Annotated in this window: 22 protein-coding genes; 11 read left to right on the top strand and 11 right to left on the bottom strand. The window is 45.0% G+C overall.

Going from position 1 to position 26,829, the window contains the following annotated elements:
- Positions 1-46: 46 nt before the first annotated feature.
- Entirely contained in the window at positions 47-466 is a 420-nt protein-coding gene (locus tag RJ32_RS08030; RefSeq protein WP_034821052.1) for a hypothetical protein, read from the bottom strand.
- 139 nt (positions 467-605) lie between these two features.
- Between RJ32_RS08030 and RJ32_RS08025 the strand changes: the two genes are divergently transcribed.
- Genes RJ32_RS08025 through RJ32_RS08015 form a run of 3 tightly spaced genes read left to right on the top strand, consistent with a single transcriptional unit; the run spans position 606 to position 3,044 of the window.
- The gene (locus RJ32_RS08025) at positions 606-1,367 is read left to right on the top strand and encodes a Nif3-like dinuclear metal center hexameric protein (RefSeq protein ID WP_304607993.1); all 762 of its coding nucleotides are present in this window, start codon (positions 606-608) and stop codon (positions 1,365-1,367) included.
- A 16-nt stretch (positions 1,368-1,383) separates the two neighbouring features.
- Complete coding sequence (locus RJ32_RS08020) at positions 1,384-2,172, top strand: methyltransferase domain-containing protein (RefSeq protein WP_034821049.1); 789 nt, start codon at positions 1,384-1,386, stop codon at positions 2,170-2,172.
- A 2-nt stretch (positions 2,173-2,174) separates the two neighbouring features.
- On the top strand, positions 2,175-3,044 hold the full coding sequence (locus RJ32_RS08015; protein ID WP_034821046.1) for an NAD(P)-dependent oxidoreductase: 870 nt from the start codon (positions 2,175-2,177) through the stop codon (positions 3,042-3,044).
- Positions 3,045-3,121: 77 nt separating this feature from the next.
- Here the strand turns inward: RJ32_RS08015 and RJ32_RS08010 are convergent, their stop codons facing one another.
- Complete coding sequence (locus tag RJ32_RS08010; RefSeq protein ID WP_034821043.1) at positions 3,122-4,471, bottom strand: DUF1329 domain-containing protein; 1,350 nt, start codon at positions 4,469-4,471, stop codon at positions 3,122-3,124.
- A 162-nt stretch (positions 4,472-4,633) separates the two neighbouring features.
- On the opposite strand from RJ32_RS08010, the gene RJ32_RS08005 reads away from it, so the two are divergent.
- Together RJ32_RS08005 and RJ32_RS08000 are read left to right on the top strand one after the other, a co-directional pair.
- Positions 4,634-5,812: a YCF48-related protein gene (locus RJ32_RS08005; protein WP_034821040.1), complete on the top strand. Its 1,179-nt coding sequence runs from the start codon at positions 4,634-4,636 to the stop codon at positions 5,810-5,812.
- Positions 5,812-8,142: an RND family transporter gene (locus RJ32_RS08000; protein WP_034821037.1), complete on the top strand. Its 2,331-nt coding sequence runs from the start codon at positions 5,812-5,814 to the stop codon at positions 8,140-8,142. The genes RJ32_RS08005 and RJ32_RS08000 overlap by 1 nt, the downstream gene beginning before the upstream one ends.
- A gap of 20 nt (positions 8,143-8,162) precedes the next feature.
- On the opposite strand, the gene RJ32_RS07995 is transcribed toward RJ32_RS08000, so the two are convergent.
- Positions 8,163-9,803, bottom strand: coding sequence for a GMC family oxidoreductase (locus RJ32_RS07995; protein WP_082815450.1), 1,641 nt, complete (start codon positions 9,801-9,803; stop codon positions 8,163-8,165).
- Positions 9,781-11,220, bottom strand: coding sequence for an exodeoxyribonuclease I (gene sbcB, locus RJ32_RS07990; RefSeq protein ID WP_034821034.1), 1,440 nt, complete (start codon positions 11,218-11,220; stop codon positions 9,781-9,783). Before sbcB ends, RJ32_RS07995 begins: the two co-directional genes overlap by 23 nt.
- Positions 11,221-11,490: 270 nt before the next feature.
- Between sbcB and RJ32_RS07985 the strand changes: the two genes are divergently transcribed.
- Positions 11,491-12,657: a hypothetical protein gene (locus tag RJ32_RS07985; protein ID WP_145914822.1), complete on the top strand. Its 1,167-nt coding sequence runs from the start codon at positions 11,491-11,493 to the stop codon at positions 12,655-12,657.
- Positions 12,658-13,042: 385 nt separating this feature from the next.
- Here RJ32_RS07985 and RJ32_RS07980 read toward each other — a convergent pair whose 3' ends face one another.
- Both RJ32_RS07980 and RJ32_RS07970 read right to left on the bottom strand, forming a co-directional pair.
- Positions 13,043-13,225 carry a hypothetical protein gene (locus RJ32_RS07980; protein WP_034821028.1) on the bottom strand — a complete coding sequence of 61 codons (183 nt, stop codon included), beginning with the start codon at positions 13,223-13,225 and terminating at the stop codon, positions 13,043-13,045.
- A 1,247-nt stretch (positions 13,226-14,472) separates the two neighbouring features.
- Complete coding sequence (locus tag RJ32_RS07970; protein WP_034821021.1) at positions 14,473-15,378, bottom strand: hypothetical protein; 906 nt, start codon at positions 15,376-15,378, stop codon at positions 14,473-14,475.
- A gap of 160 nt (positions 15,379-15,538) precedes the next feature.
- Here RJ32_RS07970 and RJ32_RS07965 point away from each other — a divergent pair, with 160 nt between their 5' ends.
- Entirely contained in the window at positions 15,539-16,372 is an 834-nt protein-coding gene (locus RJ32_RS07965; protein WP_034821018.1) for a hypothetical protein, read from the top strand.
- Between the two features lie 47 nt (positions 16,373-16,419).
- Positions 16,420-17,271: a hypothetical protein gene (locus RJ32_RS07960; RefSeq protein ID WP_145914820.1), complete on the top strand. Its 852-nt coding sequence runs from the start codon at positions 16,420-16,422 to the stop codon at positions 17,269-17,271.
- Between the two features lie 236 nt (positions 17,272-17,507).
- On the opposite strand, the gene RJ32_RS07955 is transcribed toward RJ32_RS07960, so the two are convergent.
- Positions 17,508-17,744, bottom strand: a complete 237-nt coding sequence (locus tag RJ32_RS07955) for a hypothetical protein (RefSeq protein ID WP_034821012.1) — start codon at positions 17,742-17,744, stop codon at positions 17,508-17,510.
- An 89-nt stretch (positions 17,745-17,833) separates the two neighbouring features.
- Here RJ32_RS07955 and RJ32_RS07950 point away from each other — a divergent pair, with 89 nt between their 5' ends.
- Positions 17,834-18,871: an isoaspartyl peptidase/L-asparaginase family protein gene (locus RJ32_RS07950; RefSeq protein ID WP_034821011.1), complete on the top strand. Its 1,038-nt coding sequence runs from the start codon at positions 17,834-17,836 to the stop codon at positions 18,869-18,871.
- Positions 18,872-18,882: 11 nt separating this feature from the next.
- Positions 18,883-22,812, top strand: coding sequence for an ATP-dependent RNA helicase HrpA (gene hrpA, locus RJ32_RS07945; RefSeq protein WP_034821009.1), 3,930 nt, complete (start codon positions 18,883-18,885; stop codon positions 22,810-22,812).
- Between the two features lie 35 nt (positions 22,813-22,847).
- Here the strand turns inward: hrpA and RJ32_RS07940 are convergent, their stop codons facing one another.
- From RJ32_RS07940 to RJ32_RS07925, 4 genes are all read right to left on the bottom strand, one after another.
- Positions 22,848-23,114 (bottom strand): GrxA family glutaredoxin, encoded by a 267-nt coding sequence (locus tag RJ32_RS07940; protein WP_011234612.1) that lies wholly within the window; start codon positions 23,112-23,114, stop codon positions 22,848-22,850.
- 102 nt (positions 23,115-23,216) lie between these two features.
- Positions 23,217-23,477: a class I ribonucleotide reductase maintenance protein YfaE gene (gene yfaE / locus RJ32_RS07935; RefSeq protein WP_011234611.1), complete on the bottom strand. Its 261-nt coding sequence runs from the start codon at positions 23,475-23,477 to the stop codon at positions 23,217-23,219.
- A 3-nt stretch (positions 23,478-23,480) separates the two neighbouring features.
- Positions 23,481-24,614, bottom strand: a complete 1,134-nt coding sequence (gene nrdB, locus RJ32_RS07930; RefSeq protein ID WP_011234610.1) for a class Ia ribonucleoside-diphosphate reductase subunit beta — start codon at positions 24,612-24,614, stop codon at positions 23,481-23,483.
- A gap of 451 nt (positions 24,615-25,065) precedes the next feature.
- Positions 25,066-26,213 (bottom strand): IS3 family transposase gene (locus RJ32_RS07925; RefSeq protein ID WP_145914819.1). Its coding sequence is split into 2 segments (ribosomal slippage): positions 25,066-25,976 and positions 25,976-26,213, totalling 1,149 coding nucleotides; the frame shifts between segments, so codons are not numbered across the junction.
- 38 nt (positions 26,214-26,251) lie between these two features.
- On the opposite strand from RJ32_RS07925, the gene RJ32_RS07915 reads away from it, so the two are divergent.
- A partial coding sequence (locus RJ32_RS07915; RefSeq protein WP_034821005.1) for a hypothetical protein occupies positions 26,252-26,829 on the top strand: 578 nt, incomplete at its 3' end.

Here is a 26,829-nt window from a genome sequence, read left to right as displayed (position 1 = left end):
GAAAAAAGCGACCATTAAGGTCGCTTTTTTTACTTATAGCGGTGGCTTACGCACTGCCTCGAGGTAAACGACAATCACTGTCTTTACCTTCTAGCTTTTGCTTCCACAGTTCTTTTGCGGTTAAGCCGCCAGAGCTGGATTTTTTCGCTGGGGATTGCTTAGCTGAAGATTTCTTCGCAGCAGGTTTTTTAGCTGCTGGTTTCTTAGTCTCAGCTTTTTTAGCCGCAGGCTTTTTCGCTTCTGCTTTTTTGGGTTCAGTCTTTTTCGACTCCGACTTTTTAGGCGCAGACTTTTTCTCTTTACCAAGCGCTTTTGCGTCGTCAGCTAATTGACTCAGGCGTACATTTTTGCCTCCATCAACGCTATACCAGCCGTTACTGCTTTCAATTTTAGGCTTTTTACCGTGAGCTTTTTGATAAGCTTCCGTGTATTCAGCGATTACCTTATCTTTGTCCAGGTTGCTCATTCAAGTGTTCCTTTATTCAAGGTTTGGTTTAAAAGTATTGTATAAAAATGCTTCGCTATTCGTTTATACCGTTTTTTCGGATTATTGTCTAATTTCGGGTAAACTGAAGCCACTCAACGAAGCAATTTGGTTTTTAGATATGCCGATAAATAGAAATGAATTACAGAATTATCTTAATAAACTATTAAACAGTGAGCAGATTAAAGACTATTGTCCTAATGGACTGCAAGTAGAGGGCAAATCTGAAATTCAGAAAGTGGTCAGCGGGGTAACAGCATGCCAGGCTCTGGTTGACAGAGCTGTTGACGAGAACGCCGATGCGATTCTGGTTCATCATGGCTATTTCTGGAAGGGCGAGCCGGCGGAAGTTGTTGGTATGAAAAAGCGGCGCTTACAGCAGCTGTTGAAGCATGATATCAATTTATTTGCCTATCACTTACCGCTGGATGTTCACCCTGAGCTTGGCAATAACGCGCAGTTAGCTCCGTTAATGGGCTGGGAGTTTGACGGCCCGGTGGATGCTTATGATCCGGCTTGCCCACTGGTCACCGGTCATTTAGCTAAAGCCGTTTCCTGCGATGAGTTTGCTAATGAACTGGAGCAGCGCTTAGAACGCTCGCTGGTTTGTCGTGTCGACAGTTTAAATAAAATTAAAAAAGTTGCCTGGTGCACTGGTGGTGGTCAGGGTTTTATTGACCGGGCGGCTCAGCTTGGTGTCGACGCCTTTATTACCGGTGAAGTCTCAGAGCCGACCATACATAGTGCCAGGGAGCAGGGTATCGCATTTTTCGCGGCAGGGCATCACGCCACCGAGCGTTACGGCGCAAAAGCACTGGGCGAGCACTTAGCCCGCCAGTTTGAACTGGATGTTAAATTTATTGACATTGATAGTCCCGCCTGATGAAAAGAAGCCTTTAATGAATAAAAAGAAACAAGAACGCGGCGACTTTAGCGGTATCAGCCAAAAGTTCTCTAAATCCATTTATGACACCACTAAGGGGCAACTCAGGGTTGAGGTGCTCAAGCGTGATTTAGCGCCGCTGTTAGCCACTGAGCCATGTTTAGTGCTTGATGTAGGAGCCGGGCTTGGTCAGGTAAACCAGTGGTTTCAGGAAAAAGACTTTACGGTGGTGCATTCTGACCTTTCAACCGAAATGATTGAAGAAGCTGAGCGCCGTCACAAAGCGGCAGGACTGGGGCATAAGTGCAAGTACGTTGCGGCAAGTTTAACGGAGCTTGTTAATCAGCAACCGCTAATGCAGTACGATATTATCCTCTGCCATGCTGTGCTGGAATGGTTGCCGGATACCGAGCTCGCCATTCATCAATTGGCTTCACTTTTAAAACCCGGCGGCAAGCTGTCGCTCATGTTCTATAACTACCACGCCAAGCTTTTTGCCAATGCCATTTACGGCAACTTTGATTATATTGAGCGCGGGCTGAAGGTGAAAAAGACCGTTCGCTTGAGTCCTCAAAATCCGGCGGTACCGGAACAGGTTGATGACTGGCTAGAGCAAGAAGGACTAAAAGTTCAGCAAAAGACCGGTGTTCGCTGTTTTCATGACTACTTACGCGACCTGACTCATCAGCAATGGTTTGATGAGTTACTGGCACTGGAGATGAAATACAACCAAATGTCCCCTTATCGTGAACTGGGGCGTTACCAACACTGGCTTATTGAAAAACCGAATTTTCGGGAGGAATGACTATGTCAAAGCAATGTGCATTTATTGGATTAGGCGTTATGGGTTACCCAATGGCCGGCCACTTACAAAAAGCGGATCATAAGGTAACAGTTTATAACCGCACTCAGGCTAAAGCCGAAAAATGGGCAAAGGAATACTCCGGACACAGCCAACCAACCCCGGCTGAAGCGGTTAAAGAAGCTGACTTTGTTATGGTTTGTGTTGGTAACGATGATGATGTACGCAGTGTATTTTACGGTGACGAGGGTATTCTGGCGAATTTAAAACCCGGTGCCGTTGTTATTGACCACACTACGGCGTCTGCTGAATTGGCACGAGAGCTCGAACAAGCTGTAAAAGAAAAACAAGGTGCCTTTTTAGACGCACCGGTTTCAGGTGGACAGGCCGGAGCTGAAAACGGTGTTCTAACGGCTATGGTGGGTGGTGAGCAGCAAACTTTTGAAGCGGCGGATGAGCTTTTCCAATGCTATGCCAAAACTCGTCAGTTGATGGGTCCTGTTGGTAGTGGACAATTAGCGAAAATGGTCAATCAGATTTGTATTGCCGGTGTTTTGCAAGGGTTGTCGGAGGGGCTTCAACTGGCGCGCAAAGTCGGCTTAGATCCCGATAAGCTTATTGCAGCTATTAGTCAGGGCGCTGCGGGTTCATGGCAGATGGAAAACCGTTATAAGACTATGTGGGATAATCACTACGAGCATGGCTTTGCTGTAGACTGGATGCGTAAAGACTTAAAAATAGCCTTGGCTGAGGCCGACCGTCAGGGCTTGTCGCTGCCGGCGACAGCATTAGTTGACCAATTCTATGCTGATGTTCAGAAGATGGGTGGCAACCGCTGGGATACATCCAGTCTTCTGGCTCGTCTGGAAAAGTAACTAGCTTATTGTATAAATTATAAGTATAAAAAAAGGAGGCAGTTGCCTCCTTTTTTGTTCCACTAAGCGAGTTTCGCTTAACGGAAGCCTTTACGACGTAATGCGTTAGTACTGAAGTCTTCACGGCTTGGTGAAATATCCCATTCCATGTAAGGGTCTTCTTCATTACCTAACCCAAGAGATATGTAACGACCGGAATTCAGGTCATATAATGCTTCGGCTGCCATCCATGGAACGTCCTGGTTATAGAACTGAGTATTCAGAGCCTCACCAACACGCCATAGCTCGCCGCGTCCGTCGTAGTGATCAACCAGTGACGCCGTCCAGGTATCTTCATCAAGGTACATTGTACGCTTAGAATAGATATGGCGTTCACCATCTTTTAAAGTGCCTTCAACAACCCAAACACGGTGTTTTTCATAGCGGATCAAGTCCTGATTCATATGACCAGCTTTTATAATGTCGTCATAGTTCAGTTCAGGATCCATGATTTTGAAGTTGTTGTAAGGAATATAAACTTCTTTCTTACCTTTTAATTCCCAGTTGTACTTATCCGGTGCTCCGTTGTACATATCCAGGTTATCAGAAGTACGTAAGCCGTCTGCTGCTGTGCCCGGTCCGTCATAAGCTACATTAGGTGCACGGCGAACACGGCGTTGACCCGCATTATAAATCCATGCGCGACGACCTTCTTTGACCTGGTTAATGGTTTCATGAACCAATAGAACTGTGCCAGTTAAGCGAGAAGGGGCTTCAACTTCCTGCATAAAATAGAACAGAACGTTGTCGTCGGCTTCCTGACGGCCTGTTTCAAGATACTCCGGGAATACCAAAGTTTCTTTTAGTTCAACAGTTACGTAGTCACCGTTAGATAGCACCGGGAACTGGGCAACGTTACGAGTTACAGCACCGCCACGGTAACGGGTAATGTGATTCCATACGGCCTCTAAGCCATTTTCAGGGATAGGGAACGGAATGGTTGTATCAAAGTTTTCGACACCATTACCACCGGCGACCATTTCTGCACTTTCAGCGTTTGATTTAATTTTAGGCCAAAGCTCGTCTGGGTATGTTGCCGAACGGCGGGTTGGATAGACAATCATCTTATAGTCTGAGTACTTATCGAACATGGCGATTTGGCCTTCGCTCAGGTGTTCTTTGTGCTCATCTAAATTGTCATGAGTAATAGTAAATAACGGCTTATCATCGGCAAATGGGTTATTACCGCGAACAACTTCCACCGAATGATCAGAGTAACCACCGTTCCAGGCCGGGATAGAGCCATCAGCATTTGCTGCTTTTTCAGCACCAATTGGGGTTAGATCCTGACCAAGCCTTGCGGCTTCTTCCGGTGATACCTTAGCCGCAACGCTCGCGGAAATCACCGACATGGCAAAAACGCCAGCTTTTAGCATCAGTTTATTCATTATAATTTTCCTTGTTGTTCTACTTTCCAACATCACTTTGCCAGAGGACTGACCTCTCAAGCAATACTTTAACGAAAAAAAGCACGAAATTAACGAAAAAAGGTTTTCAAATTATCTTGAGCTTATACAATCCTATGACATTTTTAGTACCCGGGAGGTTCCATGCGCTTGTCTTTAACCCCAATAGGGGTGTTGTTGGGAGCTATTTTTAGCACCACAGTGCTCGCACAGGATAGCGACACAACAACAATTACTGATTATGACGTGATCAGTGCACCAGCATTGTCATCAGACAGAATTAAAAGCGAAGTGCTTATTGAAGTCACGACTGTTGGGGCGCGGCTTGTAGCCGTCGGCGCGCATGGAAGTATTATCTGGAAAGAGAGCGATGACTGGGAACAGGCTAAGGTAGATACCAGTGTTCTTCTAACGAGCGTCGCTTTTGCCGACGAAGAGAACGGATGGGCGACTGGGCATCATGGTGTCATTATTAAAACCGAAGACGGTGGTAAAACCTGGAAACGGCAGTTAGATGGTTTTGAACTAATGACGTTAGAAAAACGTTATTTTGAACAGCGTATTGAAAAACTGAAAGAAGAACTTGAATCAACTGACGATGAATACGTGATAGGTGAGCTTGAATGGCAGCTTGAAGAACTTCAGTTTCAGATCAGTAATATAGAAGTTGCTCAGGAGGAAGGACCCAGCAAGCCCTTTTTAGACCTTTATGCTAAAGACAATCAAACGGTATTTGCGATTGGCGCTTATGGTACTTTCCTGAAAACCGAAAATGGCGGTGAAAACTGGCAGGTTATCTCGAGTCGTTTGGAAAACCCGGGCGGTTATCATTTAAATACTATTTTTGGTCAGGGTGATGATTTATATATTGTCGGCGAAGCCGGGTTAGCCTTCGCTAGCCACGACGGTGGTGAGAGTTGGGAGACCCTTGACTCGCCTTATCGCGGCTCGCTTTTTGGCGGACACATTGATGCCGGGGGGCGTGTATGGATTTACGGTTTGCGTGGCAATGCTTTTGTCTCAGACGATAAAGGACAAAGCTTTACAACCGTTGATACAGGAACCAGAGTGAATCTTTCTGCGGGAATAAACACTGAAAATGGTACTCAGCTAATTGTCGGGCATTCAGGAACCATTCTTGAAGTTGACGAGAACTTCAAGGTTAAAAAGAGAACTCACCCGAGCGGTTCGGTTATGACTGATATTATTGAACTAACCGACGGTGAATGGATTATGACTGGGCGTAGTGGTTTGTTGCACTGGCCGGCCAAAATCACTGAAGAAGAAGCCATGGCAACAGCAACGCAACAAGGAGCGAAGTAATGGATAATCCGAGTGCGAATAAACCGGCAGGAGTGCTGGAGAAGTTATTGTTCACGGTGCGTGCTCCCTGGCTAATCGTCTTTTTGTTACTGACCTTATTCCTGGGCTATCACGCGTCGCAGGTTCGCCCTGACGCCAGCCTGAGCAAAATGATCCCGACTAACCATCCATTTATTCAAAACTATTTTGATTATCAGGACGACTTAGCCAGCCTGGGGAACGTTGTTAGGGTGGCAGTTGAAAATAAAGACGGCGATATTTTTGAAGCCGATTTTCAACGAGAACTGCAAAAAATTACAGATGAAATTTTCTTCATTCCGGGCGTCAACCGCTCAGGGCTTCGCAGTTTATGGACACCCAATGTTCGCTGGATGGAGGTAACGGAAGAAGGTTTTGTTGGCGGCCCGGTTATTCCCGATGGTTATGACGGTAGTGAAGAATCATTAGATCAATTAAGAACCAATGTTCTGCGTTCGGGGGAAGTAGGGAATCTCGTTGCAAATAACTTTGAGTCAACCATCGTCTATATTCCACTGGATGAAGTTAACCCTGAAACTGGCGAGAAACTGGATTATCAAGAGTTCTCTGAAAAGCTGGAAACTCTGGTTCGCGATAAATACCAAAGTGAAGATATTGAAATTCACATTACTGGTTTTGCGAAACTGATAGGCGATCTGATAGAAGGTGCTGAGCAGGTGGGGCTGTTCTTCCTGTTGGCCATAGCTATTACCCTGGTCATGCTTTATTTTTACAGCCGCTGTTGGCGCAGCACTTTTATGGTCCTTAGCTGCTCAATTATTGCGGTTATCTGGCAGCTTGGCATTATTGAATTGATAGGCAGTGGTATTAATCCGTACTCGATGTTGGTGCCATTTTTGGTCTTTGCCATTGGTGTCTCGCATGGCGTACAGATTATAAATGCAATTGGTACTAACCGGGTTGCCGGACTTGATAAAGTCGCTGCAGCTCGCACAGCGTTCCGCGGTCTGTATATTGCAGGGTTAACGGCTCTGGCAAGTGACGCCATTGGCTTTACGACCTTGATGGTTATCGATATTGAAGTCATAAAAGAATTGGCTATAGCAGCCAGTATTGGTGTCGCCGTGGTGGTGCTGACCAATCTGGGGTTACTGCCTATTTTGATGTCCTACCTGGGAACCTCGGACAACGGCGTTGCTTATCAGAAGAAAATAAAAGGCGAGCGTCATCCTTTATTTGATTTCTTCGCTAAGTTTACTCAGCCTAAATGGGCCTATTCGGCACTAGTTGTTGCTCTTATTATGCTGGCCTGGGGTCTGGTGAACAGTCAAAATATGGCAATAGGTGACCTTGATAAAGGCGCGCCGGAGCTTCGCCCGGACAGTCGCTACAATCAGGACAATGCCTTTATTGTTGAAAACTACAGCTCCAGTACCGATATTTTTGTGGTGATGGCGGCTTCCGCGCCTGAGCAATGTATTGCCTACGATAACCTTGAGATTATGGAACGTTTTAGCTGGCATATGGAAAATACCAGCGGTGTTCAGGACGTTAAGTCTGTCGTCTACGTTTCTAAAATGGGCATGTTCGGCATAAACGAGGGTAACCTTAAGTGGTTTAGCTTAAACCGTAATAAATACGTTACTAACGCCTCTTTAAGCCGTATTCCGGATGGTTTGATTAATAACGACTGTTCAATGGCGCCAGTCATTATTTACCTGGACGACCATAAAGCGGAAACATTAAAGAATGTGGTTGGTTCGGTTAACGAGTTTAACCAGAACTATCAGCAGGAAGGTTTAGAGCTGTTGATGGCGGCAGGCAACTCCGGCATTGAAGCGGCAACCAACTCAGTTATAGAAGCAGCCCAGAACAAGATGCTGCTGTGGGTGTATGGCGTCGTTATCGTGCTGTGCTTTATTACCTTCCGTAGCGTTCGCACGGTAGCCTGTATTGTACTACCACTGGCCTTTACTACTGTTATGAGTCAGGGACTTATGGCGGTGTTAGGCATAGGCATTAAAGTGGCTACCTTGCCGGTTATTGCCTTAGGGGTTGGTATTGGTGTCGATTACGGCATTTATATTTACAGTAAAGTGAAAGAAGGCTTGCAGCAGGGCATGTCGTTGCAGGAAACCTACAAGTACTCGCTGGATAACACCGGCAAGGCCGTCGGCTTTACTGGCTTAACGCTGGCTATAGGCGTCGCTACCTGGATATTCTCACCCATTAAATTCCAGGCTGATATGGGTATATTGCTAACCTTTATGTTCCTGTGGAATATGCTGGGTGCACTTATCTTAATTCCGGCACTGGCAAGGTTATTCAGAGTAGGGAATAAAAAAGCTTAGCTCTTACCTTATAACTTGAGTTAGTGAATTAAGGCGTCGGCTTTTATTAAGTCGGCGCCTTTTTCAGCTATAGCGATAGTAGGAGCGTTGGTGTTACCACTGATAACGGTAGGCATAATGGATGCATCTATTACTCTGAGTTTCTCAACACCTATTACTTTTAATTCAGGATCTACAACAGCCCCGGTATCGTTTTTAGGCCCCATCTTGCAAGTCCCCGCAGGATGATAAATAAGCCCAGTTTTGGATTTTATCTGCTCCAGAAGTTCGGCGTCGCTTAAGCAGGGATTGGGAAACATGATCCCACCATTATGTTTTGCCAGAGCCGGTTGCTTCAGTATCTTTAATGCTTTTCTTATACCGTTGAGTAAGGCCTTCTGGTCACTCTTTTCGCTTAAAAAGCCATAAGTAATTTGCGGTTTAGCCATTGAGTTTTCCGGGTTTAGGCGCACTGCACCACGTGATTCTGGGCGTAACAAGCAGACATGACAGGTGAATCCGTGTTTTAAAGTAGGATTCCAGTCGTAGCCGCTGTCATTAAACATGACCGGCAACAAATGAGCCTGAATGTCCGGTTCTTTAACTTCATTCGATGAGCGGTAAAAAGCTCCGACTTCAGCAAGTGAGTGTGCCAGCTGGCCTTTGCTAGAGAGTATATATTGAATAAAAGGTACTGAGAGCTTGATTAACCCCAGAGGACTCAGTGTCAGGCCGTCTCTCATTTTGTTTTTACATTGTATGCTAACGTCCACGTGCTCCTGCAAGTTCTTACCGACAGCCGGGTTGTCATAAACGCTTTCTATTCCAAATTTTGCAAGCTCTGATGCAGAGCCTACACCGGAGCGCATGAGAATTTTGGGGGAGTTAAAGGCGCCCGCACAAAGGATAACCTCTTTCCTTGCGCTGGCTATGTATCGGCGACCATTTTGCTGATAACAGACTCCGGTCGCTTTTTTCCCTGAAAAAGCCACTCGCTCGGTCAGGCATCCGGATATTACCGTCAAGTTGTTTCGTTTCAGTGCTGGCTTCAGGTAGGCATGGTAAGCACTGCAACGTTTCCCATCTTTCATTGTGAACTGGTATGAACTGTGTCCTTCCAGGTGTACGCCGTTAAAGTCCGGGTTAGGCGGCAAACCAAATTCGCTGCAGGCTTCTAAGAAACATTTTGATACCGGGTAAAAGGGGGATACATCGGATACGGTTACGGGGCCGCTATTTCCATGGTAGTTTGAGTTACCGCGACTATTATTTTCACTTTTTATAAAATAAGGCAATAAATCGTTGTAACTCCAGCCGTCGTTACCTTTAGCTGCCCAAGAATTGTAGTCACTGGAGAGCCCCCGAGTATAAATCATGGCGTTAATGCCGCTGCTGCCACCCAGCATTTTCCCTCGCGGTGTATAACAACCTTTGGGGTTAGTCAGTTGCGGCTCTTTATGGCTTCGGTAAAGCCAGTTAAATTTGCGGCTATGCATAAAGCGGGCAAAGCCTGAGGGCATGTCAGAAAATAGTCCACCATGTGATGCTCCTGCTTCTAGTAACAACACCCGAAACTTGCCGCATTCTGTGAGTCTGTTCGCAAGGGTGCAACCGGCAGAGCCGGCTCCGACTATAATGTAATCGAACGACGCGTTAGCGTCAGAGAGATGCTGCGTAGTCATACAGTGATTTCAGTAACCGCAGCTTATGCGCATCTTCCTGATGCTGGTTCGCCAAGTCTTCTAGTTTCAGGGCAAAGTCTTCTGCGGACAATAAGCCTTCTGGCGGCTCTATTAAGCGCTGTTGACAAAACAGACGCCACTTATTTAGTTCTTTGTCGCTAAGAGTCGACGGGTAGTTTCGCGCCCGGTAACGAAACAGCAGCGTAGGCATACGCTTGTCCTGAAAATCCAGTTCCAACCCTGCCAGTTGGTGTGGCTCTGACGAACGGATAATCTCCATATGCTTTTTATCCTGAGGAGAGAAAAAGCCGTCGTATATCTGGTGATCAACGTCGGTTCTGGGGGCAAATTCTTTGGTCTGCTCAAACACCTGCATGAGTTTGTCGCGAAAGTCGCTGTTTTCCTGTAACCATTTGGCGTTTGTCTCCAGGGCGGCTGTATCTAATGCGGCACTATCAGCAGCTTCAGCAGAAATAGTTTTAATAGGCGCTAAGAAAGGACAGCGACCCAAGTGAATATTTTGTATGCCGCTCTTTTGTAAGCCTTGCTCTTCCAGTTCCCTACGACTGGTGTAGGTTAACTCCGTTAATTCCTCTACCGATTTATCGGCAAAATCCATGGGCGGAACGCGCAAGTCCCAGGCAATAACGTTGCTATTTTGCTTAGGATGAAAGCCTAGTGGCAATATAGCCGACAAATAGCGGTTAGCCGTACCGTAAAACCCACTGACATGGGCCAGAGGCTCCGGTGCCTGCCAGTTAAACAAATTCAGTAACTTTTGTTTACGGCGAATACTGTATGCCCACTGCCACAGCTTAGGCTGCTTCTCGCTGATAAGTTTTGCCAGACCAATGGTCGCGTAAACGTCTGACATAGCGTCGTGCGCCTGGCCGTGCTCAATGTTATTGGCAACACTCAAATGCTCCAGCTTTAGACTGGGTTGTCCGTCGGCGTTTTCCGGCCAGTTAATACCGTCAGGGCGTAGCGCAAAACAGGCTCGCACCACATCAATTAAATCCCAGCGTGAATTGCCGTTTTGCCAGCTGTATTCGTAAGGGTCATAAAAGTTGCGATAGAACAGCAAACGGGTGACTTCATCGTCAAAGCGAATGTTGTTGTAACCAATAATGGTGGTATTGGGCTTTTGAAACTCATTTGCTATGGCTTTGCTGAATTCCGCTTCACCGACACCTTGCTTCGCAGCAAGCTGCGGGGTTATACCGGTAATTAACGTGGCTTCCGGATTCGGCAGAAAGTCCGGTGTGGGCTGAGCGTAAAGTGTTAAAGGCCGGCCGATAACATTAAAATCGGTATCTGTGCGCAAGCCGGCAAACTGTGCAGGGCGATCCACTAACGGGTTTGCGCCCCATGTCTCGTAATCGTGCCAGTAGAAGGTTTCTTGTTCGTTTTGTGCCATAAGCCTAACTGCTCAGCGGAAAAGGAAAACTATAGCACGAGCCCGCAGATAAATTCAGCCACTCACTCTCTTTCAATCTCAATCTATTAACCAACGTAGTTCCTATGTGATAGCTCGGATTGCTGGCAGTAGAAAGTATCTGGTATTAGTTCTGAACTATGCAGCTATAAAAATATGAAGTTTGACTTATAGACTTATCGATGCTTGTATGTATCGAGATGTTGTTTTTTTGTTTTAATTCGTTTTTTAGATTATAAAAAAGGAAAAATTATGAAAATCTATTCATTAGTTAGCGGAGTAGCGATTGCCACTGTCCTTGGTTTTTCGCCTCTTGCTGAAGCAGCAGATCCTGACGTTATAGCATTTACCTGCGATGATTGTAGTTATACTGAGGCCAAAAATATCATCAGAGATCGGACTATTCCGAGTTTCCATTGCACGTCAGGTAATCCTGATGAAATCATAACTATTGGGAACCAGGTATGTCATAGCCAACCCGTGTTTAGTGCGGTATTGAATAAGTCTACAGGTACGCTTTGGGGGTTTCGCTCTAGCCACACTAATCAAGGGGGGACACCAATGACTATGCAACTGCAGGTTGAGCAGCATAATCATAATTCTACTATTAAGAATATGATTAGAGACGGCGTGCAGTACACTGAAGATTTATCAGGAGCACTTCAAAACGTTGCGAGTAAGGTTAGTGATTCATTTGCTACAGCAACTGCTTATGAGCAATGGGTTAATGGTCAAAGCCCATCTATGGTCAATGTGGCATCGACTACCAACTCATCTTCTGAATTTTCTTGTACGGAAAGTTCTGAATACCAAGCCGTGAAAGCAGCTACTTCCGGGGAATTTAAGAATAGGTTAAGAGCAGAAATAAATGAGGCTTATTTGGATGAAAACTTACAACGAACGGATGACTTTGATGATTTTCAATTCAATGGTTTCGGTTTAGGACTACAGAAGTCAGGATTCTCTGTCTCAATCAGCTGGGATAATGAATTGGTTGATAAAACAGCATTCTTCACTTTCTTAACTCCCGATCCGTTAGCGACGGAGGACAACCAAGAACCGTCAGTAGTTGCATTTAAGTTGTCGCCTATCAGTAATGGCATCTCAATTAGTTTAGATGCAACGAAAACCCATATCAGCGGAAATTATTGGTCAGTTATGACTGATAGCTCAGTTACATCGCTGGAAGTTTCACCTTGTGCCGCTGAGGCTCTTGAAGATGCATTTGGTACGCCGACGACATCCGGTCCAAGTGGCGGCGGCGGTGGTGGTAATTATATCCCTCCATCTAATGGTGGTGGCACCTCACTACCTGGAGTTGGTGGCGGTGGAGGTGATGGCTGGGACAGCCAAGTTTGCGATAAACACTACTATGACAGCGAAGGAAATAAAGTTATTACGATAAAGGTAATGTGTTAATCAGTTGCTTAGAACTTATTGGAAGGCGGCTAGTTTAGCCGCCTTTACATCGAGCTTCCCCCATTTGCTCTAGCCGATGTTGAACGATTATAGCAATTTATAGCCCTGCACAGGCGACGGTTACAATCTCTTCTGGTTTAGTGTCTAAAAACGTCACATAGACAGTTTTTTCTTTTCCAAAATCCTCAACTGACATTAGTTTTTCACCTGCGTACAGGGGATCCTATTACGTTTTTGTCAAAATTAGTGATGGTAATTTAACAAAAACTATTGATGTGAAGGAAGGTACGCCTATTTTTCATAACAGCGGCAACCTTTACCAGGAGGCGGACCTATAGAAATACACTGATAGATCTATAGTTCTTGATAAGTGCGCATAAAAAGCCTAGTGGGGCATCTCTACGTCTATAACTCTAGTTACATAAACATCGTAATAACGTTCATGTCGCCTTGTCAGCTCCGCTCTTTCAACCGCGGTCTCGTAATCAATGTAGTTCTTAGCGCCAATTAGGTCTGTTTCCTTGTCAGCAAAAACCACGTAGTAAATTTCTCTTTGAACATCTCTCATCGTTTCTTCCTGTATATTGGAAGAGCGTTTATCCGGATAAAATAACTAGGTGGCCATCCCCAGCTATGCTCGTGTTTTAATCAGTGCACGAACCAATCATTTCACAAAAATTGGTGCATTTTTCTTTGTCGCCTCAAAGACTTCAACTTTAATAACTTTTTCGCGTTAAAGGCTGAATTTAAGACGCATTTAATATATCCAGTCGCTCGTCAGCGACGGAATATGAAACGCACAAATGCGTGATCACGCTGCCGGTTGGTATTAAAACGCTTTACTAATTGAAGCGAGACTACATATTGTAAGAACGACAAATGCTAAAACCGCAGTCTTGATTTTACGCTTTTGTTTGCGTTCACGTTTTGATTCTCGTTTGCGCATAAATACCTCCTTTTTAGTTAGTGGAAGCACTATGATGACACCCAAAAAGTTGATGGAGCCGCGATTAGGTGGCTAATTTGGGGGGTAATCGCTGGCGCAACGGTTTTATGAGCCGACATAGTGTCTTCCAGTGGGTTAATTGAGTAACTATTGTTGCGCGGATTCGAGTGGTTTTTGTTCCGCAGAGAGAGGGAATTTCGTCGGTCTGCGAGTTTTTTTGAAAAACTTTAGTTAGCTGAGAAATAGTTACAGCAGCGGGGAAAGCTAATATACTTAGCTTTTATTCTGGTTTATTACATCACTAGCTTTCGATTCTGATGTAAGCACGCTGTCGATATTACCTTTTATTTGGAAAAGGCTATAGACAAGTAACAGATAAAACAGCGAAATAAAGGGCTGCTCCAGCTGTCCATGGGGAGTTGATGAATCCCAGTGTGAACTGCGAGATACTTGCGAAAATCGCTAATATGATAGAAATAAACAAAGTATCGGACAAATTCTTGAGTGGGAAATATAAGTGACGACACTTGACATCCGTGTTTCTATCATCCTCCTCAATACCCTTAATGACCCAGACTCTATCCCGATATGCCTGATGGAGGCTGGGAAATCTATCAGTGTAGTTTTCAAGGTATTTTTTATCGTCAAACACTTCTTTCTTCATCGTTGTGACGATAAAGGTCTTTAGTGATAATAAAAATATAGATATCGTTAGGAAGGCGGTGAAAGAGCTTGCTCGTAAATTTTTTGAATAAAAATCAAATATCGAACCATCACATGCAAAAAACACCAAGGCCCCAAACGCCAACCAAAATATAAAGCTGACGATAACAATTATCCAACCTAGACTTTTAGTTATGTGGAGCATTTTAGTTCTTTATCTTTGCCGTGAATCGCTTTTGCTTATCATTGTTCGCAGCGTTTATTAACTCTGTGATAATAGGATTGCCCTGAAGGGCGGCTGCTTTTCTTTTATGGATTTTTGTCAAAAAACCGTCATACTCTTGCTCACCAAAGTTTATCATATTGTCAAAAATATCAACTGTCTTAAGTCTGTTTGAGGCGTTTAAAACTTTAATTTTACCGCCTCTTAGTGATCTGTTTTTGACAAAAGTGTCTATCGCGCGGCCGATATCTGCGACTGGCCCGTCACCGTATACTACACATTCTGTTTTTCTATAAGCAAAAGTGCTCGCTGGAACATTGGCGCGGACATCGTCTTCTAACTCTGCAAATGTGTATTGGAAGCTCTTAATCCTGTCAAATTCCTCGAGAACCTTTTTTAAGCCTCCTTTTTCATATATGGCTGAAAAGTTAACTTCCACCTTAAATTTTTTTCTTAATTTTTTTTCCTTGTCGTCGTTTAAATCTTTTGTTTTTTTAGCAAGAACAGCCATTTTCCGCTTAAAAACAAGACATTCGAGAATTTCATTGAACTGCCTAACGGATGTAGAGTTATGGTAATGCTGATATATCCCAAGCCCGTTAATTTTGCTTATGAGAAAGTAGTTAACTTCGGTTTCGTCATTATCAAGGCTTTCTCGAGTCAGAGTCATCGTTTTCTTATCCAAAGTTAAGGAAGATGACTTGTCTTTTTCTGTAACTATAACTCCAACAATGTAATTAGAACTACTTTTGCTATCAAGATAGACGTACCTTGGATACGACAGTCCATCGTATAAAACTGGGGAGCTAGCTTCGTGAAACATAATTGTATCAAGGATATTTAAATCACCACTAACTTCGAATTGAAAACCATAATAATTTACTTGCATACAGCCACCCTGACTTTTTTATTATTTTTATTGTTCAAACCTACCGTGTTCCGGAACCCGTGACAAGCACGCCGGGTCATGTAATTATCGGAAATCCACAAATCATTATGATGTTAGTTAGCAACCAACCAGTTGACAGTTTGATTGGGAAGGGGAAGTTATGGGCAAAGGGAAACGATTAAAGGTAAGGTGTCGCCGGTTAAAGCGCTGGGTTGTGGAAAATGATGCGAAAGTGGTTCTGTATTCGGCTGTAATTGTCATGGCCCTGACTATAATCGTTTACTCCGCAGTTTTCTGGGATTTTAATTGGGGTGGGCCGGAAGGCTGGGCCGACTTTGGAGGATACTTTTCGGGAATTGTTACTCCGATTGTAGCATTAGGTTCTGCGTTCTTGTTTTATCGTTCATTGAAAATACAACGAATTGAATTTAGGCGAGCAAGTAAGGCAATGAAAGATACCGTAAAGCTTCATCACGAAGCAGTGTTAGCGCAACAGCGAGCGAATGAATTACTTAATGCCTCTGAGGAACTAAAGCAAAAAGCTCATATTCAAGGACAGTTAGAAAAATCTATTGAGCGTTATGCACGTGAGAAAGGTGCATGGGATACCAGTTTTGCTGATTTTTTTCCAAAGACGCGTATTGAGCGACTGTCGTTATCTTCGAGCTTCAGAAAGTTTGGGGCGGAAAAGTTAAAAAAAGCTTTGCCTAATAGTGTTAGTGAGCAAGAGTTAGGACGTTATATATTCAATTACATAAAAGTTAGCATTGATCTTCTTCAAGTAATGTCAAAGTACCTAAGAAACGGTAGGGATGTTCATACTTACCGCCACTATGTAATGGGAATTATGATAGAAAAGGGAAGCGTTAATAGATTTTTAAAAGAACTTGGATTTGAAGGTGAAGCATACTTGAATAGTTACAATAAAGAGGTAGATGCTTTCGGCGAATTGGATAACCGACTGTATAGGAATTGGTTTGACTATTCTGAATGAGTTAGATTTAGTAGTTATCATGAAAGATAATTTTTATTAAATTATTTTTGGGTGAGCGCGCAATCTGCAATGATATTAGTTGGGAAGAAGTTAGTTTAGAAGGGGATGTTATGGGCAAAGGAAGGGAACTGGAAAATAAGAAAGTAAGGCATCCGGAAGAAAAAGTATTCTGGGTTATCTCGATAGCGTTGGTTGGGCTTATTGCCCCAGCGCTTTTTTTCTATGAAGAGTTTAATAATTTACCGCCAGGTGGTCCCACAGACTGGGCTGCGTTTGGTAGCTTTTACTCCGGTATCGCTACGCCAGTGATCGCATTTTGCTCCGCTCTAATATTTTTCCGATCAATTGTTATTCAGAGAGATGAATTCGATAAAACCCGCCGTGAGATGCGACAAGCGACTCAGATTCAGCTGGGAGCTGAAACGAGACGACAGCAGCTGTTTCTTCAAGAACGTTTGGAACGAACTATTCCTAAGGCTCGCCAGCTTCAGTCCAATTGCTACGATGAATTCACTATAATTGTTGACTTGAAACGGGGGCGCCAAGACGACGTGATTGGTGAGTTTGCGACAAAATTTGATAAAAATTTAGATGAAATAGCGCGTGAGGACAATTCTTTAGATGTACTGACTTTGCTCTCCCCGTACTTTTTAAAAAGTCGTCACTTAGCTGACATGTTGATTCGCTATATTAATGCAGGTGGCGATGTCTATTTCCACCTGGATATCACTGATGCAGTACAATCGGAATTTGAGTACGTACGAGAAGTTATTGACGCATATGGCTTAACGTCCCACGAAGACTATATAGAGTACGCAGAATCTATGAATTGCCTTCGCAGTGATATCAATAAAACCATGCAATATTATACAGAGGGCTTATATACGACGCATAGTTAAACTACAAAGCCCCCGTGCATAACAACGGGCCAGCCACCTCATACTGAGCCCATTCTCTGTCAGTAGTGGTAGTCGCACTGTTTTCGCTGTAAGAATCGGTCCATAGCAACTTCCCTAGAGCGTCCTCTTTTACTCGAAAAATGACTAGGCTGGTTTTGTTTTTAACCAACGCGTAAATATGCTTCGTATCCGGAATTCGGCATCGGATAGGTCGACATCGTCAGGGAGCTGGTCACTCACTCTCTTTCAATCTTGTTCACTTGCACGTCGTAAGCTTTATCCAGTTTTTGCTCTAATGTGCGGTCATCTTCGTGGCGAAAAGCAAGTTCAGCGTGAGGCAGAATGCGTTCAGCTAAACGTTGTGCAACGGAGTCTCTGAACTTTTGTTCGTTATCTAGTGCTTCATTATCTACTTCCAGCGTAATTTGTTGTCTGTCGCCTAAGTGTGTGTACTCAACGCGATAAGTCGGCATCTGAATATCTCCTCGTTGTCAGTTCGTTGCTTTCCTGCGACTATGTTGTGACTAACAATCTAGCCTATAACAATAAAATCGAGGTCAGAATGAAAAAGCTCTACTTATCTGCATTACTTGCCACCGCTGCGTTTGGATCGCTATTACCAGCCGTACAGGCGGATGACCATGATGTTGAATACGCTATGGCCATTCATGGCGGAGCCGGTACTATTACCCGCGCGAATTTAACTGCCGAACAAGAACAAGCCTACAAAGATAAACTGACGGAAGCTTTAGAGGCTGGGCGTAAGATATTGAAAGAAGGCGGTGACAGCACCACCGCTGTTATCGCGGCTATTCAGGTAATGGAGGCGTCGCCGCTGTTTAACTCTGGTAAAGGCGCGGTTTATACCTGGGACGAAGAACATGAGCTGGATGCTTCGTTAATGGAAGGCCTGAATGGCAATGCCGGAGCCGTTGCCGGTGTGAAGACAGTAAAAAGCCCAATAGAACTGGCGCGTGAAGTAATGGAAGAGTCGGTACACATCATGCTAAGTGGTGAAGGCGCAGAGCTGTTTTCCCGGCAACAAGGGCTGGAGCAGGTCGAGAACAGCTACTTTAATACTGAGCACCGTTATCAGCAGCTACAAAACGCCAAGGAAACCATTAAGAAAAGTGAACAGCCAGAGCAGCAAGCCTGGGAGTATCTGGATTTAGATTACAAATACGGCACAGTAGGTGCTGTGGCTGTTGATAAAAACGGGCTATTAAGTGCAGGCACATCAACCGGCGGCATGACAGCCAAACGTTATGGTAGAATAGGGGATTCCCCCATTATTGGTGCCGGCACCTGGGCGGATAACGACAGCTGTGCAGTGTCTGCTACTGGACACGGGGAATATTTTATTCGCTTCCATGTGGCGGCTGATATCTGCTCGCGGGTTAAGTATAAAGGGCTTTCGGTCAGTGAGGCCGGCGATGAAGTCATTCACGGGGTGCTGGAACAAGCGGGTGGTACCGGAGGCGTTATTATTATTGACGCAGAAGGCAATATTGCTATGCCGTTTAATACCGAAGGTATGTATCGTGGCTATATTAAGGGCGAAGGTGATGCCCATATTGCTATTTATAACGAGGATGAATAAGTTCGGAGTCTATGAGTCGTCAAAAATCGCACGATAAATCACAAAGTCAGCCTTTTGTTGATAAATTTCAGACACAATTAGAGCAATGTACAAAACAACAGGCCGCGCTTTTGCGCGGTCGTTTGCGTGGTCTGAGTAAAATTAAAAACGAGCAACGACAGCAGCAAGTGCTGGAGCGGATAGCTGCCGACATTGAAACTGCCGAGCTGGCATACTTAGAACGTCAGCAGCAAAAGTTTCATATTAGTTACCCCGAAGAATTGCCGGTTGCCCAGCAGCGTGATGACATTAAAAAAGCCATTGAGCAGAATCAGGTGGTGGTCATTGCCGGTGAGACCGGTTCGGGTAAAACCACTCAGCTACCGAAAATGTTGCTGGAACTGGGTTACGGTCGCAAGGGTACCATTGGTCATACTCAACCACGACGTCTGGCAGCTCGTAGTGTTGCCGCCCGTATTGGTGACGAGCTGCAGGATCATGCGAAAAAGCAGGTGGGTTATAAAATCCGCTTTCAGGATGAGACCGCACCAACGACAGCAATAAAGCTAATGACCGACGGTATGCTGTTATCCGAACTGCAGCAAGACCCTCTGCTACTGCAATACGACGCCATTATTATTGATGAAGCGCATGAGCGCAGTCTGAATATTGACTTCTTGCTGGGTGTTCTGCATACGCTGCTGCCCAAACGCAATGATCTTAAAGTTGTTATTACCTCAGCGACCATTGAAACCGAACGTTTCTCCAAACACTTTCATGATGCTCCCGTACTGACGGTAACCGGCCGAACCTATCCGGTGGAAGTTCGGTATCGACCGCCAAAAGAAGACGGCAAAGCAGCCGATGCAGACGTACTTCAGAGCGTTTGCGACGCGGTAGAAGAGCTGCAGCGGGAAAGTGAAGGTGACATTCTAATTTTTGCGAGCGGTGAGCGAGAAATTCGTGATTACGCGGACGCTATTGGTGACTTGCAACTGCGTAATACGGAAGTTTTGCCCTTGTATGCGCGTTTATCGTCGCACGAGCAGAATCGTGTGTTTCAGTCGCACAGTCAACGGCGTGTGGTTATTGCCACCAACGTAGCAGAAACGTCATTAACCGTGCCGGGCATACGCTTTGTGATTGACCCGGGCACTGTGCGCATGAGCCGTTACAGCTACCGCACTAAAGTGCAGCGCTTACCTATTGAGCCTATTTCACAGGCCAGCGCCAACCAGCGCAAAGGCCGTTGTGGCCGTATTGGTCCGGGTATTTGTATTCGTTTATACAGTGAAGAGGACTTTTTGCAGCGTCCGGAATATACCGATCCGGAAATTCTCCGTACCAATTTGGCGGCGGTCATATTGCAAATGTCGTCGTTGCGTTTGGGTGACATTCGCCAGTTTCCTTTTGTGCAGAAGCCCGACGAACGTTTTGTCAAAGATGGTCTGAACTTACTGGAAGAGCTGCATGCCATTAAACCCGGGCGTAAAAATGAACAACCGAAATTAACAGATACAGGACGACAGCTGTCACGGCTGCCTCTGGATCCGCGACTGGCCAGAATGGTCATAGCTGGACAGCAATATGGTTGTGTCCGTGAAATGCTGATAATTACCGCGGCTCTGAGTATTCAGGACCCGCGTGAACGGCCACACGATGCGCAGCAAAAAGCCGATGAATGGCACCAGCGTTTTCGTGACAAGAGCTCTGACTTTATGGCGTTTCTCAATTTATGGAACTACGTCAAAGAGCAGCAGAAGGCCTTGTCAGGGAATCAGTTCCGTAAGCAAATGGGTCGTGAGTTTATTCATTTTATGCGCTTGCGTGAGTGGCAGGATATTTACACGCAGAGCCGACAAACGGTTCGGGAAATGGGGTTATCCATTAATGAAGAACCTGCCACTTTCGAGCAAGTACACAGGGCTTTAATTACTGGCTTATTGTCTCAGGTGGGCTTTAAAGAAGACCGACACGAATATCAGGGAACACGGCAAACGCGTTTTCATATTTTCCCGGGCTCAGGTTTGTTTGGTAAACCGCCCAAGTGGGTTGTTACTGCTGAACTGGCGGAAACTTCAAAATTGTATGCGCGTATTAATGCCGATATTGACCCGCTGTGGATAGAAGAAGCCGCGCCACACTTAGTGAAAAAACAATACCTTGAGCCTCATTTTGAGAAGAAGCAAGGCAGTGTTATTGCCGATGAGCAGGTCACGTTACTGGGACTTATTCTGGTACCCAGAAGACGTGTCCAGTTTGGTCCGGTTTCACCGGTTAAAGCCCGGGAGATATTCATTCGCGAAGGGCTGGTTAATTCACAGCTAACGCGCAAGCTGCCTTTTATTCAACACAACTTAAAGTTGATAGAAGATGTTCAGGTGCTGGAGGCGAAGTCACGGCGGCGCGATATTCTGGTGGATGAAGAGGTGCTGTTCGAGGCTTATGACCGCGCCATACCCGAAGGCATCTATAACGAAAAGTTGCTGGCAGGCTGGTGGCATAAGGCGGCCAAAAAAGAGCCTAAACTGCTGTTTTTTGAGCGTGACGACCTTATCGCCGGTGAGACCGAACACATTACCGAAAATGAGTACCCGGAGTTTTGGCGACAAGATAACTTGCGATTGCCGTTAAGTTACCATTTTGAGCCTAACGCTGAAGACGACGGTGTCAGTGTGAATATTCAGCTGGGTATTCTGAATCAGGTGAAGCCCGAAGGTTTCGACTGGCATATTCCTGCATTACGCGAGGAGCGTATTGCTCACTTAATTAAGTCGCTGCCAAAAACCTTACGCCGTAATTTTGTACCGGCGCCTAACTTCGCTGGCGCGATTATAGCCGATGTTGAGCCGCTGCAAGGGCGCTTAACCGACGCTATGGCGACTAAGTTGCGCCGTATGACCGGCGTGACGGTTCCGGAAGAAAACTGGGGTGAATCGTCGCTACCGGTTCATTTACGCATGAACTTTAAGATTTTTGACGGTAAGAAACTGGTAAGTCAGGGGCGCGACTTGCAAAGCCTTCAGCAGCAGTTGTCCGGTAAAGTGCAGCAACGGCTGGAGAAAACCGCGGGTGACGATATTAGTCGTGAGCGTGTCGATAGCTGGGACTTCGATGACTTGCCGGAAGTCATCACCGAACGTCAGCAAGGTTTTGAGCTTAAGGCGTATCCGGGCTTAATCAACAAAGGCAAGGGACAGGTTGCGCTGCAATTGTTCGATAACCCAGAGCAGGCGAAGAAGCATCATAAAGCCGGTGTACGCGAATTGTTACTGCAACAAATACCGTCACCTATTAAGCATTTACAGAAGTCACTCTCGAATAAAGCTAAGTTGGCCATGTACTTTAACCCATGGGGTAAAGTGGATGCGTTAATAGCGGACTGTATAGCAGCGGCGGTAGATGGCCTGGTTCAGGATCAGATTGAACAGGGCAATGAGCTCCGTGAACAAAAGGGCTTTGAGCAATTAAAAGATATTGTTCGTGCTAATTTGAATGATCGTGTTGAACAAATAGCACTGGAAGTTGAACAGTGCCTGCTATTGTCACAACAGGTTAGAAAGTCTCTTAAAGGTAAAATTCCACTGGATCAAATCCAGTCCCGGGGCGATATTCAGGACCAACTGGATAACTTAGTGTTCGCCGGATTTGTCTCTGCTTTTGGTGGGGAGCGTTTGAGTGACATTGTGCGTTATTTAAAAGCTATTCAACGTCGGCTAGAAAAACTGCCGGTTGACCCGAATAAAGACAGGTTAATGACACTGACTCTGACAAATCTGGAAGAGCAGTATAAAGCAGCGGTGAAAGCGTATGAAAATAAAGGCTCGGTGGTTCCGGATGACGTTGCTGAAATTCGCTGGATGATTGAGGAGCTGCGAGTATCATTCTTCGCGCAAACGCTGGGAACCAAGTATCCGGTGTCAGAAAAGCGGGTTAAACAAGCAATAGAGGCGGCTAAATAGCGCCTCTACGATAGGGTTACATTACTTACACAAAGTTATGCAGTGTAAAGCCCTAAGTTTTCTTTTGCGTAGGCTTCAAATTCTGTGAAGCCGCCAACGTGTTGTTCGTCGACAAAAATTTGAGGAACCGTTTGTACCGGTTTGCCTACCGTTTTTTCCAGGTCAGCTTTGCTGATGCCTTCAGCGTGAATGTCGACATAGCGATAATCAAAATCTTCCATATCGGCTTTTAATTTATCCGCAACTTCTACGGCACGAACACAAAAAGGACAACCCGGACGTCCAAAAATGACTGTAAACATGAAATACCTCTCTCACAAAAATTTATGGTGCCATTATCCAGATTTTATTGCTGGTTAACAATTGTTCTGCACGATGGGCACAATCGATTTAATGAATAATACTTAGTGGTCAATGTCCAGATCTGACTCCGGGACACAACAGCAGGGCAGAATGTCGCCTTTTCTGACATAAGCCAGAGGTTCTGTTGTATAACGGACTTTACCGGACTTTAGGGTGCTACGGCAGGCACCACAAAAACCACTGCGGCAGTGGTAGTGCATTTCTAACTGATGCTTTTCTAAGGCCTCGAGTAAGGTGCCTTCAGTCGCGTCAACGGCAAGTTCGGGCCCACCGTTGACAGTGACTTTAAAGGTGTTAGCCATAGCTTAGAGATCAAAGTCCCCAAGGTCGGAAGCATTAACTTCGCTGTCTATCTGACCAACAAGGTAAGAGGTGATTTCTGATTCCTGCGGCGCTACCTGAACGTTGTCTGAAACCAGGTACTTATTCATCCACGGTAATGGGTTGGAGCGCTGGTTCTCAAACGGTGCATCAAAGCCAATGGCCTGCATACGTAAGTTCGCAATATATTCGACGTACTGGCAGAGCATGCTCTCATTCAGGCCAATCATTGAGCCGTCTTTAAACAGGTAGTGCGCCCACTGTTTTTCCTGCTTCACTGCAGTCATGAAAATTTCATAGGCATCGTCACGCAGTTCTTCGGCAATCTCTTTCATTTCCGGGTCATCTTCGCCGTATTGCCACAAATTAAGAATGTGCTGTGTCGATGTCAGGTGAACGTTTTCGTCACGGGCAATCAATTTAATAATTTTTGCGTTGCCTTCCATTAACTCACGTTCTGCAAAAGCGAACGTGCAGGCGAAACTGACATAGAAACGAATAGCTTCCAGCGCGTTAACTGAGTTAATGCATAAGAATAGTTTCTTCTTAATTTCCCGCTGGGTCACGGTGTGGGTTTTGCCTTCAACAACGACATCGCCTTCACCGTGCGTCTGCAACAGCTGAGTATAGAAAATAAGATCATCGTAGTATTTGGAGATGTCATTCGCGCGAATTTTAATTTGCTCATTAATGACGATATCTTCAAAGACTTCGCTGGGGTCACTAAACAGGTTACGCAGAATATGTGTGTACGAGCGCGAATGTATGGTCTCAAAGAATGACCAGGTTTCAATCCAGGTTTCCAGTTCCGGAAGAGAAACAATAGGCAGTAACGCGATATTCGGCGAACGCCCCTGAATCGAATCTAACAGTGTTTGATACTTCAGGTTAGAAATAAACACATGCTTTTCACTGGCTGTTAGCTTGTTAAAGTCGATGCGGTCGCGGCTGACATCGATTTCTTCAGGTCGCCAGAAAAAGCTGATTTGTTTTTCAATCAGCTTTTCAAAAATGCTGTGTTTTTGCTGGTCGTAGCGAGCAACGTTAACGGAGTTGCCTAAAAACATAGGCTCCGTTAACGGGTTATTCTGCTCTTGATTAAAGGTTGAGTACGACATTCGCTAAAATCCTTCTTATTAAATTTTGTTATGTCTTGAGAAAAATGTAACAAGCGAGTGGGTGGGTTGGTCTAGTCTACTCTTAAACCCTTGTGTAAATTAGCACTCGACATTTGTTATCCCCAGTGACATAACCATACTTAGTAACATACTTAAAATGTAACACAACATATAGTGTTTTGATACGTCAAATTAGGCTAAAAAATTAATGATTTTTTAGAATGAAATGTTACATATTTCGATGGTTCAGCAGGATGGGATGGTGCATTGCCTGTTCGCGACACTCTAGTTGCCCTGGTATGTTACATTCCCGCCGGATGTGAATTTCAATCCTTCTAGCAACTAAACAATGATACTTTGTACTACATCGTTATCATGTACTGGGAGCTAGATAAATAATGGCGGGTCATATTCCTAAAATAAGGGAGTTTCCTGGACTTCCCAGCTTTCACTAGACAGTCTGTAGATTATCAAAATACGCCTTTTCAAAGTTAGCAGGCGAGACACCGCCTGTATGAGAATGACGCTTTTGGGGATTGTAAAACATCTCGATAAAATTAAATATCTCAGTCTTCGCTTCGTTCCTGTTCGGGTAAATCTTCTTTCGGATAACCCGCTTTTTAAACGTGGCAAAAAAGCTCTCAGCAACGGCGTTGTCGTGGCAGTTCCCACGTCGGCTCATCGATGGTATTAGGTTGTGCTCTTTCATGAAGGCCAGGTAATCAGAGCTACCGTATTGGCTCCCCTGATCGCTATGCACCAACACTTTCTCTTTCGGCCGTCGTTGATAAACGGCCATGAGCAGTGCTCTGATAACCAGGTGTTTATCCATATTTTTGTCCATTGACCAGCCGACAACGCGTCTGGAGAACAAGTCGATAACAGTCGCCACGTAAAGGAAGCCTTCGTAAGTTCGCACGTAGGTGATGTCACTTACCCACGATGTATTGGGTGCTTTAGGATTAAACTGCCGCTCTAAGACATTATCTGCAACCCGGCCCGGCTTACCGCCTTTTATATGACGACGCTTATAACCGATTTGAGCTCTGAGCTTATTGAGGCGCATGATCTTAGCAACACGATGAACACTGCATTTTTCACCGGCTTCACGTAAGTCTTTGTGGATCCAGGGGCTGCCGTAAGTGCCGCCACTGGCAATGAAGAACGCTTTAATGCGCTTTAACAGTCGTGCGTCTTCTATGGCGCGATCGCTCAAAGGCTTCTTTAACCAGGCATAGAAACCACTTCGGTTCAATTTCAACACCCGGCACATGGCCGAAACAGAGAACTGATTTTGGTGATCACGGATAAAGGCGTACTTTACTCGGACTCGCCTGCAAAGTACTTTGCGGCCTTTTTTAGTATATCCCGTTCCTCCTTAACGCGTTTTAGCTCAGCCTCAAGCTTCGCTATGCGCAGTTGTTCATCGGAGGATTGGTTAGTTTTACTGTCCTGACCGTACTTAGCTCGCCAGTCGTAAAGTGACTTGACGGAAATGCCCAGACGATCAGCGACGTCATAAACTGAATGGCCGCGCTCAGTGACCTGCTTGACGGCTTCAATCTTGAATTCTTCGGTATACCGTTTGCCTTTGCTCATAAACACCTCTAGTTTTAGTTACATTGTAACTGTTAAAAGTGTCTAGCAAAGTCTGGGAAGTCCATCCCGCCGATAATCGTTATTGGCGAGTAGACGCTTTTGGCGCAATTATCCGAAATCATAATGTTCCTTCCGAGCCATTTATTCAGATTGTAATTAGTCCATTTCTCGATACTGAATTAACTTCCAAAGAACCAAAGTCGTTAGCAGCTGTGAATGCTACTGACTATGGCCAACAACAGTCGATTGAAATTGGTGTTGGTCAACTACCTTTTATTTCTATAGGTTCTGTATGGAAAAACGGTTACATTCAAGTATACAAAGCTGGTACAGAAGCATACAACAGATTGAATTGGTCACTGGTATTACGTGATTCAACAGGGGCGCCAATTGAAGGAGCTATTGCTTATTTTAATTTCATTAAAGATGTTGAAGATCAAGCAAATACTTCAACCTCATATCAAGCGTTATCAAATACTAACGGAAAGATATCAGATCAAATAAATTTAAACTCTTGCACTCCGAATGTAAAGGGTATTTTACATACGGAATATAGCTTGGGGTATAAAAATGTTTGGGAATCAGATGTCGAAGTTGGTGCTTGGCAAATTGTAAT

Source organism: Idiomarina sp. 28-8, from assembly GCF_000320945.2.
Lineage (GTDB): Bacteria > Pseudomonadota > Gammaproteobacteria > Enterobacterales > Alteromonadaceae > Idiomarina > Idiomarina loihiensis.
This window is presented reverse-complemented; position numbering and strand designations above follow the sequence as displayed.

Bases quoted from the DNA above. Each gene is read 5' to 3' on its own strand.
- hrpA (WP_034821009.1), top strand. From the start codon at position 18,883: ATGAGTCGTCAAAAATCGCACGATAAATCACAAAGTCAGCCTTTTGTT.
- RJ32_RS07965 (WP_034821018.1), top strand. From the start codon at position 15,539: ATGGGCAAAGGGAAACGATTAAAGGTAAGGTGTCGCCGGTTAAAGCGC.
- yfaE (WP_011234611.1), bottom strand. From the start codon at position 23,477: ATGGCTAACACCTTTAAAGTCACTGTCAACGGTGGGCCCGAACTTGCC.
- RJ32_RS07940 (WP_011234612.1), bottom strand. From the start codon at position 23,114: ATGTTTACAGTCATTTTTGGACGTCCGGGTTGTCCTTTTTGTGTTCGT.
- RJ32_RS07985 (WP_145914822.1), top strand. From the start codon at position 11,491: ATGAAAATCTATTCATTAGTTAGCGGAGTAGCGATTGCCACTGTCCTT.
- nrdB (WP_011234610.1), bottom strand. From the start codon at position 24,614: ATGTCGTACTCAACCTTTAATCAAGAGCAGAATAACCCGTTAACGGAG.
- RJ32_RS08000 (WP_034821037.1), top strand. From the start codon at position 5,812: ATGGATAATCCGAGTGCGAATAAACCGGCAGGAGTGCTGGAGAAGTTA.
- RJ32_RS07955 (WP_034821012.1), bottom strand. From the start codon at position 17,744: ATGCCGACTTATCGCGTTGAGTACACACACTTAGGCGACAGACAACAA.
- sbcB (WP_034821034.1), bottom strand. From the start codon at position 11,220: ATGGCACAAAACGAACAAGAAACCTTCTACTGGCACGATTACGAGACA.
- RJ32_RS08030 (WP_034821052.1), bottom strand. From the start codon at position 466: ATGAGCAACCTGGACAAAGATAAGGTAATCGCTGAATACACGGAAGCT.
- RJ32_RS07995 (WP_082815450.1), bottom strand. From the start codon at position 9,803: ATGACTACGCAGCATCTCTCTGACGCTAACGCGTCGTTCGATTACATT.
- RJ32_RS08025 (WP_304607993.1), top strand. From the start codon at position 606: ATGCCGATAAATAGAAATGAATTACAGAATTATCTTAATAAACTATTA.
- RJ32_RS07970 (WP_034821021.1), bottom strand. From the start codon at position 15,378: ATGCAAGTAAATTATTATGGTTTTCAATTCGAAGTTAGTGGTGATTTA.
- RJ32_RS07950 (WP_034821011.1), top strand. From the start codon at position 17,834: ATGAAAAAGCTCTACTTATCTGCATTACTTGCCACCGCTGCGTTTGGA.
- RJ32_RS08005 (WP_034821040.1), top strand. From the start codon at position 4,634: ATGCGCTTGTCTTTAACCCCAATAGGGGTGTTGTTGGGAGCTATTTTT.
- RJ32_RS08010 (WP_034821043.1), bottom strand. From the start codon at position 4,471: ATGAATAAACTGATGCTAAAAGCTGGCGTTTTTGCCATGTCGGTGATT.
- RJ32_RS08015 (WP_034821046.1), top strand. From the start codon at position 2,175: ATGTCAAAGCAATGTGCATTTATTGGATTAGGCGTTATGGGTTACCCA.
- RJ32_RS07980 (WP_034821028.1), bottom strand. From the start codon at position 13,225: ATGAGAGATGTTCAAAGAGAAATTTACTACGTGGTTTTTGCTGACAAG.
- RJ32_RS08020 (WP_034821049.1), top strand. From the start codon at position 1,384: ATGAATAAAAAGAAACAAGAACGCGGCGACTTTAGCGGTATCAGCCAA.